8 protein-coding genes and 1 pseudogene are annotated in these 10,986 nt (G+C 63.6%); 4 read left to right on the top strand and 5 right to left on the bottom strand.

Annotated elements, in window-relative coordinates:
• The 3 genes and pseudogenes from AC5JJ6_RS24490 to AC5JJ6_RS24480 all read left to right on the top strand — a co-directional run.
• A partial coding sequence (locus tag AC5JJ6_RS24490; protein WP_496044567.1) for a 3-hydroxyacyl-CoA dehydrogenase/enoyl-CoA hydratase family protein occupies positions 1–2,030 on the top strand: 2,030 nt, incomplete at its 5' end.
• A gap of 14 nt (positions 2,031–2,044) precedes the next feature.
• Positions 2,045–3,841: pseudogene (locus tag AC5JJ6_RS24485) on the top strand (acyl-CoA dehydrogenase C-terminal domain-containing protein).
• A 459-nt stretch (positions 3,842–4,300) separates the two neighbouring features.
• The gene (locus AC5JJ6_RS24480; protein WP_496044566.1) at positions 4,301–4,960 is read left to right on the top strand and encodes a LuxR C-terminal-related transcriptional regulator; all 660 of its coding nucleotides are present in this window, start codon (positions 4,301–4,303) and stop codon (positions 4,958–4,960) included.
• A 109-nt stretch (positions 4,961–5,069) separates the two neighbouring features.
• Here the strand turns inward: AC5JJ6_RS24480 and AC5JJ6_RS24475 are convergent, their stop codons facing one another.
• Positions 5,070–6,776, bottom strand: a complete 1,707-nt coding sequence (locus AC5JJ6_RS24475; protein ID WP_496044565.1) for a long-chain-fatty-acid--CoA ligase — start codon at positions 6,774–6,776, stop codon at positions 5,070–5,072.
• A gap of 332 nt (positions 6,777–7,108) precedes the next feature.
• Between AC5JJ6_RS24475 and AC5JJ6_RS24470 the strand changes: the two genes are divergently transcribed.
• The gene (locus AC5JJ6_RS24470; RefSeq protein WP_496044564.1) at positions 7,109–7,822 is read left to right on the top strand and encodes a cold-shock protein; all 714 of its coding nucleotides are present in this window, start codon (positions 7,109–7,111) and stop codon (positions 7,820–7,822) included.
• Between the two features lie 97 nt (positions 7,823–7,919).
• Here the strand turns inward: AC5JJ6_RS24470 and AC5JJ6_RS24465 are convergent, their stop codons facing one another.
• The 4 genes from AC5JJ6_RS24465 to ngg form a co-directional block, all read right to left on the bottom strand.
• On the bottom strand, positions 7,920–8,273 hold the full coding sequence (locus tag AC5JJ6_RS24465) for an HVO_A0114 family putative DNA-binding protein (protein ID WP_496044563.1): 354 nt from the start codon (positions 8,271–8,273) through the stop codon (positions 7,920–7,922).
• A complete protein-coding gene (locus tag AC5JJ6_RS24460; RefSeq protein WP_496044562.1) occupies positions 8,270–8,503 on the bottom strand; it encodes a toxin-antitoxin system TumE family protein in 234 nt (77 codons plus the stop codon). Before AC5JJ6_RS24460 ends, AC5JJ6_RS24465 begins: the two co-directional genes overlap by 4 nt.
• Before the next feature lie 144 nt (positions 8,504–8,647).
• On the bottom strand, positions 8,648–9,832 hold the full coding sequence (locus tag AC5JJ6_RS24455; protein ID WP_496044561.1) for an osmoprotectant NAGGN system M42 family peptidase: 1,185 nt from the start codon (positions 9,830–9,832) through the stop codon (positions 8,648–8,650).
• Between the two features lie 26 nt (positions 9,833–9,858).
• Positions 9,859–10,986: N-acetylglutaminylglutamine synthetase (gene ngg, locus AC5JJ6_RS24450; RefSeq protein WP_496044560.1), on the bottom strand; the 1,128-nt coding region annotated here is incomplete at its 5' end.

Raw genomic sequence — 10,986 nt, 5'->3', positions numbered from 1 at the left:
ATCTCTACGCCCGTCTGGACACGGTGCGGAAGCCCGGTTCCATCGTCTCCTCCAACACCTCGACCATCCCGCTGAAGAACCTGATCGAGGGCCAGAGCGACCGGTTCGCCCAGGATTTCCTGATCACCCACTTCTTCAATCCGCCGCGCTACATGCGCCTGCTGGAAGTGGTCTCCGGCCCCGCCACCCGCGCGGAAGCCGTGGCGTCCCTCACCGCTTTCGCCGACAAGCGGCTGGGCAAGGGGGTCGTGCAGTGCAAGGACCGGCCTGGCTTCATCGCCAACCGGATCGGCACCTACTGGATTCAGGCCGCCATCAACGAGGCGATGGACCTTGGCCTGACGGTGGAAGAGGCCGACGCCGTGGTCGGCCGCCCGATGGGCATCCCCAAGACCGGCGTGTTCGGGCTGGTCGATCTGGTCGGGCTGGACCTGATGCCTTATGTCAGCCGCTCGCTCCTGAAGACCCTGCCGCCCGGCGACCCATACCGCGACATCTATCGGGAGCCGGAGCTGTTCACCCGCATGATCGCGGAGGGCTATACCGGCCGCAAGGGCAAGGGCGGCTTCTACCGGATGAACAAATCCGGCGGCGCCCGCGTCAAGGAAGCGGTCGATCTCCGGACCGGCCAGTACCGCCCGGCCGGCAAGCCGTCGCTCGACAGCGTCGCCGCCGCCAAGGGCGGTTTGCGAAAGCTGGTCGAGCATCCCGATAAGGGAGGCACCTATGCCCGCCGCGTGCTGGTCGGGCTGCTCGGCTACGCCGCCGGGCTGGTGCCCGAGATCGCGGACGACATCACCGGCGTCGATCAGGCTATGCGGCTCGGCTACAACTGGAAATTCGGCCCGTTCGAGCTGATCGACCAGCTCGGAGCCGACTGGCTGGCCGAAGCCCTGAGGGCGGAGGGCAAGCCGGTGCTGGCCCTGCTGGAAAAGGCTTCGGGCAAGACCTTCTACCGGACCGAGAACGGCAAGCTCCAGTTCCTGACCACGGAAGGCGATTACGCCGATCTGGTCCGTCCGGACGGCGTGCTGCTGCTGTCCGACATCAAGCGCGCCGGCAAGCCGATCGCCCGCAACGCCTCCGCCTCCCTCTGGGACATCGGCGACGGCGTCGCCTGCCTGGAGTTCACGGGCAAGATGAACGCCCTGGACAGCGACGTGATGGCGCTGATCCGGAAGGCCGTCGGCATGATCGGCGACGGCAAGGGAGACTGGAAGGCGCTGGTCGTCCATAACGAGGGCGACAACTTCTCGGTCGGCGTCAACCTCGGCCTCGCCCTGTTCGCGGTCAACATCGCCCTATGGCCGCAGGTCGAGCAGACCGTCCAGGAAGGCCAGGAGACCTATAAGGCGCTGAAATACGCCCCCTTCCCGGTCGTAGCCGCTCCGTCGGGCATGGCCTTGGGCGGAGGCTGCGAGATCCTGCTCCACTGCGCCGCCGTCCAGGCCCATGCCGAGACCTATATGGGTCTGGTCGAAGTCGGCGTCGGTGTCATCCCCGGCTGGGGCGGCTGCAAGGAGATGCTGACCCGCGCCACGCTCAACAAGAAGCGCCCCGGCGGCCCGATGCCGCCGATCGCCCAGACGTTCGAGACGATCAGCCTCGCCAAGGTGGCGAAGTCGGCGGACGAGGCGCGCGACCTGATGTTCCTGCGCCCGACCGACGGCATCACGATGAACCGCGACCGCCTGCTGGCCGACGCCAAGGCCAAGGCGCTGGCGCTGGCCGCAGACTACAAGCCACCGGAGCCGGTGAAGCTTCGCCTGCCCGGCCCGACCGCCAAGGCGGCGCTCGATCTGGCGGTGGAAGGTTTTCAGCTTCAGGGCAAGGCCACTCCCCATGACGTGACCGTCTCGTCCGCGTTGGCCGGCGTGCTCAGCGGCGGCGACACCGACATCACTTTGGAGTTGGACGAGGACGAGTTGCTGGAACTGGAGCGCACCGCCTTCATGAAGCTGGTCCGCAACAGCAACACCGTCGCCCGGATCGAACACATGCTCACCACCGGCAAGCCGCTTCGGAACTGAGGGAGTACGTAAACATGCCGACTTACAAGGCGCCTCTGAACGACGTCCGTTTCGTGCTCAACGAAGTCTTCTCCGTCGGCCAGCTTGCCGAGTTGCCGGGTCACGAGGACCATACCCCGGACCTGATCGAGGCGGTGCTGGAGGAAGGCGCCAAGCTGGCGGAAAACGTGCTCCAGCCGCTCAACCGCTCCGGCGACGAGGAAGGCTGCCATTACGAGAATGGCGTCGTCCGTACCCCCGCCGGCTTCCCGGAGGCCTACGCCCAGTTCATCGCCGGCGGCTGGACGGGCGTTTCCGCCGATCCGGAATACGGCGGCCAGGGCCTGCCGCATATCGTCAATTTCGTGCTGGAGGAGTTCCTGTGCTCCGCCAACCTGTCGTTCGGCATGTATCCCGGTCTCAGCCACGGCGCCTACAACGCGCTCTACCTGCACGGCACCGACGAACTGAAGCGCGCCTACCTGCCGAAGCTGGTGGACGGCACCTGGTCGGGGACGATGTGCCTGACGGAGCCGCATTGCGGCACCGACCTCGGCATGATCCGGACCAGGGCGGTGCCCGACGACAGCGGCGACGGGTCGTTCGCGATCACCGGGACCAAGATCTTCATCTCGGCCGGCGAGCACGACCTGACCGAGAACATCCTTCATCTGGTACTGGCGAAACTGCCCGACGCGCCCTCCGGCACCAAGGGCATCAGCCTGTTCCTGGTGCCCAAGTTCCTCCCGCGTGAGGACGGCACGCCGGGCATGCGCAACGGGGTCATGTGCGGCTCGATCGAGCACAAGATGGGCATCAAGGCCTCATCCACCTGTGTGATGAACTTCGACGCCGCCAAGGGCTGGCTGGTCGGTCAGCCCCACAAGGGCATGCGCGCCATGTTTACCATGATGAACGCGGCGCGTCTCGGCGTAGGCATCCAGGGCCTCGGTCTGGCCGAAGTCAGCTATCAGAATGCCGTCAGCTATGCCCGCGACCGGCTTCAGGGACGTTCGCTGACGGGAACCAAGGCGCCGGACTAGCCCGCCGCTCCGATCATCGTTCACCGCGACGTCCGAACAAATCTTATGACCATGCGGGCCTATACCGAAGGCTGCCGCGCTCTCGCCTGCTGGATAGGTCTGAATATCGACATATTCAGCAAGCATCCCGATCCGGCCGTCAGGGCGGAGGCCGACGATCTGGTGGCATTGATGACTCCGGTCGTGAAGGCGTTCTTCACCGATATCGGATTCGAGACGACCAACATGGGCGTCCAGATCTATGGCGGGCACGGTTACATCCGCGAATACGGCATGGAGCAGTTCGTCCGCGACGCCCGGATCGCCCAGATCTACGAGGGCGCCAACGGCATCCAGGCGCTGGATCTGGTCGGCCGCAAGCTGCCGCAGGACATGGGCCGCCTGCTCCGGCGCTTCTTCCATCCCGTGTCGGAGTTCCTGGAGGAGAACCAGGAGGACCCGGCCCTGCTGGAATTCGTCATCCCGCTCGCCAAGGCGTTCGGCAAGCTTCAGCAGGCGACGGCGCTGATCGCCCAGCGCGGCATGAAGAACCCGGACGAGGCGGGGGCCGCCTCCACCGACTACCTGCGCCTGTTCGCGCTGGTGGCTGTCGGCTTCATGTGGGCGCGGATGGTGAAGGTGGCGCAGGAGAAACTGCCCCAGGCCAACGGCGACGCCCGTTTCTACGACACCAAGATCAGGACGGCGCGCTTCTACATGACCAAGCTGCTGCCTCAGGTCAACGCCCTGTTCCTGACGATCATGGCCGGCTCTGCACCCTTGATGGACATCGACGCCGACGCCTTCTGACTCCCGTTTATCTATCTGGGTATGGAAGAAAGGGTGTCCGCCATCGGCGGGCACCCTTTTTCGCATGGTCATCGAAAACCGAGTCGCGGTGGAAGGACAATCGTCGAACTCCCTTCAACTCGATTCAAACCATGATTCGCGCTGCCTGGTAGGCCAACTTCCGGTTGGAGTCCCTCCAGGCCTCCTTAACTCTAAGTCTATCCGTCTATGACTTACAGACATAAAGCATATGACGGTCAGAAATAATCGGTTTAATCGGACAATAGGAGGATTTGAACACTATCCGTATCCTCATATATTTTAGTGACATATCAGCAACACAGGCCAAGCCTCCTATGTATACTTAGAGATCCAAGGGTCGATAGGGTTTCTTAATGAACAAAATAGTATCTTAAGCGATGAGATTACCTCATATTTGAGTGTGTGCCGCTTAGGCCGAAAAACGGGAAGGGTTATGACATGCGTATTCTGATCGGAGACGACCACGCTCTGTTCCGTGAAGGCATCAACCGCCTTCTGGAGCAGATTTTCCCCGACGCCGAGTATCTCCAGACTGCAACCTATGATGAAACGTTAGCGCATTGCTCCGGTTCGCAACCGCCCGACCTGATCCTGACGGATCTTCAGATGCCGGGCTGGCCGGGTTTCGAGGGTATCCGCCACATCCGGAACCTGCTGCCGCAGACGCCGCTCGTCGTCGTCTCCGCGTCGGAGAACGGGGCCGATGCCCGCATGGCGCTGGACCACGGCGCCGGCGGCTTCATCCCCAAGTCCTCCAGCGTCCAGATCATGGTCAGCGCCCTGCGTCTGGTCCTGGCAGGCGGCGTCTACGTCCCGCATGCGCTGCTTCAGTCGGGCACCAGCGGCCTGACCAGCACCCCCCGCGACCACGTGGCCCCGTCTTCCTCGTCCGACCTGGGGAGCAACGTCAACCTGACCCAGCGCCAGCGCGACGTGCTGAACTGCCTGCGCGAAGGCAAGTCCAACAAGCAGATCGCCTATGAGCTCGGCCTGTCCGAAGGCACGGTGAAGATCCACGTCACGGCCATCTTCAAGTCGCTGAACGTGAAGAACCGTACCCAGGCCGTCATCAGCGCCTCCCGCTATGCGATGCGCTGACCGTCACGCTTCCTGACCCGAAGACCCTTCCCGCCTCAGTCCGCAGCCGGTCGTACGACCGGGTGCGGTTTGGCGCGGCACGGATGAGCCTTCGGGGACACCGGGCCTTCTAGCGCTCCCGCTGTTCCAGCCGCCGGCTCTCCTCCTCCAGAAGCGCCTTGCGCGACAGCTTGCCGATCATCGTCTTGGGCAGTTCGTCGCGGATCTCCAGCTGCTTGGGGATCTCGATCGGCGACAGCTTGTCCCTCAGGAACTCGGCCAGATCTTCCCGCGTCAGGTGGTGACCCTCGGTCAGCGTGACATAGGCCTTCACGGTCTGGCCGCGATAGGCGTCGGGTACGCCCGCGACCACGCATTCCGACACGGCGGGGTGCAGGTATATCGCTTCCTCGACGTTGCGCGGATAAACGTTGTAGCCGCCGCACAGGATCATGTCCTTGATGCGGTCCACGATGAAGGTATAGCCCTCCTCGTCCATATAGCCGACATCGCCGGTATGGAGCCGCCCGTTCGCCATCGCCTCGGTGGATTCCGCCGGACGCTTCCAGTAGCCCTTCATCACCTGCGGCCCGCGGATGCAGACCTCCCCCTTCTCGCCCTGCGCCACCAGCTTGGAACGGTCGTCCAGGCTGACGATCTCGATCACCGTGCCCGGAAGCGGGATGCCGATGGAGCCGGCCTTGTTGACGCCGTACATGGGGTTTGCGGTGGCGACCGGCGACGTTTCCGACAGCCCGTAGCCTTCCACCAGCTTGCAGCCGGTCTTGCTCTCGAAGGCATGCTTGACCTCGACCGGCAGCGGCGCCCCGCCCGACAGGCAGAACCGGATCGACGACAGGTCGTACGAGCCGATGTCCTTGTGGTTGACGATGGCGGTGTAGATCGTCGGCACGGCGGGAAACAGCGTCGGCTTCTTCGACTGGATCAGCTTGATCACCTGTTCCAGGTCGAACCGGGGCACCAGCACCATCTCGGCGCCCATGGCGAGCGGCAGGTTCATCACGCCGGTCATGGCGAAGACGTGGAACAGCGGCAGCACGCCCAGCATCCGTTCCTGGCCCGGCCGCGCATCCGAGCACCACATCCGCGACTGGACGGCGTTGGCGTAGATGTTGGCGTGGGTCAGCATGGCGCCCTTGGGAACGCCGGTCGTCCCGCCGGTATACTGAAGCACCGCAACGTCCTGGAGCGGATCGACGGTCACAGGCTCCGGCTTGCCCGAGTTGCCGATCAGCCGGGCGAAGGGAACGTGCCGGTGGTCCGACGGGATCTTCGCGATGTCCTTGCGCTTGAAGACCGGGAACAGCCAGTTCTTCGGGAACGGCAGGATGTCCGCCATCTTCGCCACGACGATCTGCTTCAGCCGCGTCTCCTGGAGCATCTTGGCGATCTTGCCGTACAGCAGGGCCAGATCGAGCGTGACCATGATGTCCGTCTCGCTGTCCTCGATCTGCTTCGCGACCTCCCGCTCGGCATAGAGCGGGTTGAAGTTCACGACGATACCGCCGGCTTTCAGGATGCCGTAGTAGCAGATGACGAAATAGGGCGTATTGGGCAGGAACAGGCCGACCTTGCTGCCCTTCCCCACCCCCAGCGCCTGAAAGCCGCGCGCGGCCCTATCCACCAGCGCGCCGACCTGTGCATAGGTATAGCGCTTGTCCATGAAGTCGATGCAGGGACGGTCGCCGTACCGGGCCACGGCGTCGTCCATCAGACGATAGAGCGGGGCCACGGGTATATCCGCGTGCCAGTCGATCTCAGGGGGATATGAGCTTTCCCAAGGGTATCGCGCGGGCGTCAGTGCCGGATCGGACATTCATCAGTCTCCCTGCTTCCCATCGTCGCCGCGGCATTGTCAGCCTGCCGCTTGCCAGCCTCCCATGACTCTCTCACGCTACTTACCGTTTACGTAAAGGTCAAGAATTGTGCAGATCATACGTTTTTTCGCCGAATTCCGCCAAAATTGCACAGACCTGTCTGTTTAAAGAATTAGCTCCCCTATTGAAAGAGTAGGGTGAACAAAAAATTACACTGGAGACTCAAATTTTTCTGTGCATAAAATCATCGCGGGGGCAGGCACGGGGCGACAACCGGCGCTACCCTCGAAGGTGTTAACCGCGCGCGGCGCTGTTCGAAGGTTCTGCACACTTGTCTCGCTTCAGTCAGCACAATGCCTCGTCGTTCGACGATGGCGCCCAGGCTCGGGCCCTGGTGAAATGGTTCAATGTAACCAAGGGCTTTGGTTTCGTCGCTCCGGTTGACGGATCTCCGGACGCATTCCTCCACATTTCGGTATTGAACAGAGCAGGCCTTCAGGAGCTGAGCGACGGCACCGAGATCGTGTGCAACATCAGCCAGGGTCCCAAGGGTCCCCAGGTGACGCGAATCGTCGAAGTGGTCGGCGGCGCGCCGGCTCCCCGGCAGCCCAGCGCGGACCGCTACGGCGACCGCGGCGGCAGCGACCGCTACGGCGACCGTGACAGCTATGGCGGGGGCGGGGGCGGCTACGGCGGCGACCGCTACAGCGACCGCGGCGGCTATGGCGGCGGCAGCGACCGTTACGGCAGCAGCGACCGGTATGGAAGCGGCGGCGGCGGCGACCGCTACGGCGACAGCGACTACGGCTCCTCCGCCTCCGGCGGCCCGGAAGTCGAGATGTCCGGCACCGTGAAGTGGTTCAAGCCCGACAAGGGCTTCGGCTTCGTCACCGCCGACGACGCCAGCAAGGACGTCTTCGTCCACAAGAGCGTCCTGCGCCGCTGCGGCCTGCTCCAGCTCGAAGCCGGCCAGCGCGTCCAGATGCGCGTCCAGGACGCCTCGAAGGGCCGCGAAGCGACCTGGATCCTGCCGCTCGATAATTGACGCCGTGAATTAGGAACAACGACGGCCGGGTCTCACCAATATGAGGCTCGGCCTGTTTTTTGGATATGGGCCATCGTGATCGTGCGGAGGTAAGCCGCTACATCACTATCTCGGTCTTTATTCGCTCATATTGAGCGATCAACACATCGTCGTTACGCTCCATAAGACCGACCGCGATCAAAGCCTCCACGTCATCATGAACGCGACGGTAGGGCCGTCCCAATGCCCTTGCCAAAGCCGCCACCGACGGTTCGGGATGATGATGTACGTGACGTAGAAGCTCGACCCTTTTGGGCGTCAGGACGCGGGTAAGCGCTGTCCACGACTCGAATGCCAAGTGGCGCTCCTGAAATACTTCACCACGCTGAGCACGCTTCCAGGCATCGACAAAAGCAGCGCCATCGTCCTGGATGCTACCGCCCACACTGATGGTCATGTCGATCTCAGTCATGATTCACCCCGAGCAAAGCTTACATCGTCGAGAAATTCTGCGATCAACCGTTCTATCGTGGTGAAGACGTATGGAACCTCGCCGTCACTCAGATGCTTATGATCGCCTTTGCCGCGCTCATTATCGTATCCAATCAAACGCTCCCCTGCATTTCCATAGAAGAGGCTGTACTTGAAGCCATAATTGGTTGGCGGCACCGGTTCCGGTACCTGCCAGATTTTCATTTCCATGATAGCGCCATCGTCGAACTCGCGACGACGCTGAAACAATAGAACTGCCTTGGACCACTGAGACATAGGACATGGAGTGTCATAGCCTCGGTCGCAAGGCAAGCGGCAGCTTGTCGCGCTATCCGCGCCGCCGCCGCCTCTCCCTCACTCCACCGTTTCGGCCGGTTCCGTCTTCTGATGCGGGAAGCCGGTCAGCGGTCCCATGACGTGGCGGTCGCGCTCGAAGGTCACGTCGCTCTGCATGTACAGCGCCACCAGTTCCGCCAGCGAGCGCAGCGCGTGGACATGCGTCCGCTCGTACCCGTGGGAGCTGTCGACCCCGAAACAGACCAGCGCCGTGCGGATGTCGTTGCCGGCCTCGATGGCGGCGGCGCTGTCGCAGCGATAATAGCGGAAGATGTCGCGCTGGTGCCGGATGTCGTAGTCGCTGCACAGGTCCAGCAGCTTGTGCGTCAGGTGATAGTCGAACGGCCCGGTGCTGTCGGCCATCGCGACCGTGACCCCGGACTCCCGGCTGTTCTGCCCCGGCGCCGGAGTCGCGTTGTCGATCGACACCATCTCCGCCACGTCGCCGTGCAGCACCGAAGAAGCGCCCGACCCGACCTCTTCCGAGATCGTCAGCAGCAGGTGACAATCGACCGGCAGCGTCACGCCGGCGTCCAGCACCGCCTTCGCAGCACCGAACAGCACCGCGACGCCGGCCTTGTCGTCCAGGTGGCGCGAGTTGATGAAGCCGTCCGGCTGGAACTCCGGCATCGGATCGATCGCGACGAAGTCGCCGATGTTGAAACCGTGGCGGATCAGGTCGGCCGTGTTCGAGCACACCGCATCGACCCGGACCTCCAGGTTGGTCCAGGAGACCGGCTGGGTGTCGATCTCCTCGTTGAAGGTGTGCCCGGATGCCTTCAGCGGCAGGATGGTGCCGCGATACGACCCGTGATCGGTGAAGATCGTGCAGCGGGCGCCCTCGGCGAAGCGCGCCGACCACGTGCCGATCGCGACCAGCTCCAGCCGCCCGTTGGACTTCAGGCCCTTCACCTGCGCGCCCAAGGTATCGACATGGGCGACGATGGCGCGGTCCGGGCTGTTCAGCCGGCCCTTGATGTCGGCGCGGATGGCGCCGCGCCGGGTCAGTTCGAACGGGATGCCCAGCCGCTTCAGCTCACGGCCACAGAAATGGACGATCTCGTCCGTGTAGCCGGTCGGGCTCGGAATCTTCAGGAGCTTTTCCAGCAGATCCAGCACGTAGTCCATGTCGATTGCCGGGCGGGCGGGGGCGACGAACCCCTCTTCGGCGGCGGCACGTTTCCCCGACGTTGAACCTTGCATGATTGTACTTCTCGTTTTCGTTGCCTCTATCCGTTGGACAGAAGTTTAGTATTGGGGAATAGCAGGTCAACGAAACGTTCGGCGGTGGGCTGAGGTTCATGATTGGCGAGACCGGGCCGCTCATTTGCCTCGATGATGACATAATCCGGCTTGGTCACCGACGGCACCAGGAAGTCGAATCCCACCAGCGGGATGTCCAGCGCCTTTGCCCCCGCGATGGCCGCGTCCACCAGGGTCCGGTGCAGCCGGTCGGTCACGTCGTGGATGGTCCCGCCGGTATGCAGGTTGGCCGTCTTGCGGACCGGCAGCACTTGTCCCTCCGGCAGCACGTCGTCCATCGAATAGCCGTTGGCCGCGACGCAGCGCTCGGTTTCCGCATCCATCGGGATCTTGCTCTCGCCGCCGGTCGCCGCCGACCGCCGCCGGCTCTGCGCCTCGATCAGCGCCCTCACGGTATGCTCGCCGGTCCCGGTCACCTCGGCGGGCCGGCGGATCGCCGCGGCCACCACGCGGTAGTCGATCACGATGATCCGCAAATCGTCGCCCTCGACGAACTGCTCCAGCAGCACCGTCTCGGCGTGGTTGCGCGCCTCGGCCACCGCCTTGGCGACCTCTTCCTCGGTCGTGACATCGACCGTGATGCCCTTGCCCTGCTCGCCCCGGGCCGGCTTGACCACGATGGAGCCGTGCTCCTTCAGGAAAGCGGCGTTCTCCTCCGCCGTGCCGGCGACCTTCTGCGCCGGCACCTTCAGGCCGGCCTTCAGCATCAGCCGCCGGGTGACCGCCTTGTCGTCGCACCGGCTCATCGCGACGGCCGTGGTCAGCTCGCTCAGGCTCTCGCGGCACACCACCGAACGCCCGCCGAAGCTGAGCGTGAAATAGCCGCCCTCGGCATCGACCACCTCGACACCGATGCCGCGCCGACGGGCCTCGTTGATGATGATCATGGCGTAGGGGTTGAGCGTCTCGTCGGGCGGCGGCCCGACATAGAGCTTTTCGTTGATCGAGTTCTTCGTCTTCAAGGCGAACACCGGCACCCGTTGAAAGCCCAGTTTCTCATATAGCGCTATCGCGTTGACGTTGTCGTGCATCACGGACAGGTCCATGAAGCTGCGTCCGCGCGCCTGGAAATGCTCCGCCAGTGTCCGCACCAG

It is taken from the genome of Skermanella sp. (assembly GCF_059503625.1).
This window is presented reverse-complemented; position numbering and strand designations above follow the sequence as displayed.

Excerpts from the sequence above, each read along its gene's own strand:
- AC5JJ6_RS24460 (WP_496044562.1), bottom strand. The coding sequence starts at position 8,503 with ATGGAAATGAAAATCTGGCAGGTACCGGAACCGGTGCCGCCAACCAAT.
- AC5JJ6_RS24465 (WP_496044563.1), bottom strand. The coding sequence starts at position 8,273 with ATGACTGAGATCGACATGACCATCAGTGTGGGCGGTAGCATCCAGGAC.
- AC5JJ6_RS24480 (WP_496044566.1), top strand. The coding sequence starts at position 4,301 with ATGCGTATTCTGATCGGAGACGACCACGCTCTGTTCCGTGAAGGCATC.
- AC5JJ6_RS24475 (WP_496044565.1), bottom strand. The coding sequence starts at position 6,776 with ATGTCCGATCCGGCACTGACGCCCGCGCGATACCCTTGGGAAAGCTCA.
- AC5JJ6_RS24455 (WP_496044561.1), bottom strand. The coding sequence starts at position 9,832 with ATGCAAGGTTCAACGTCGGGGAAACGTGCCGCCGCCGAAGAGGGGTTC.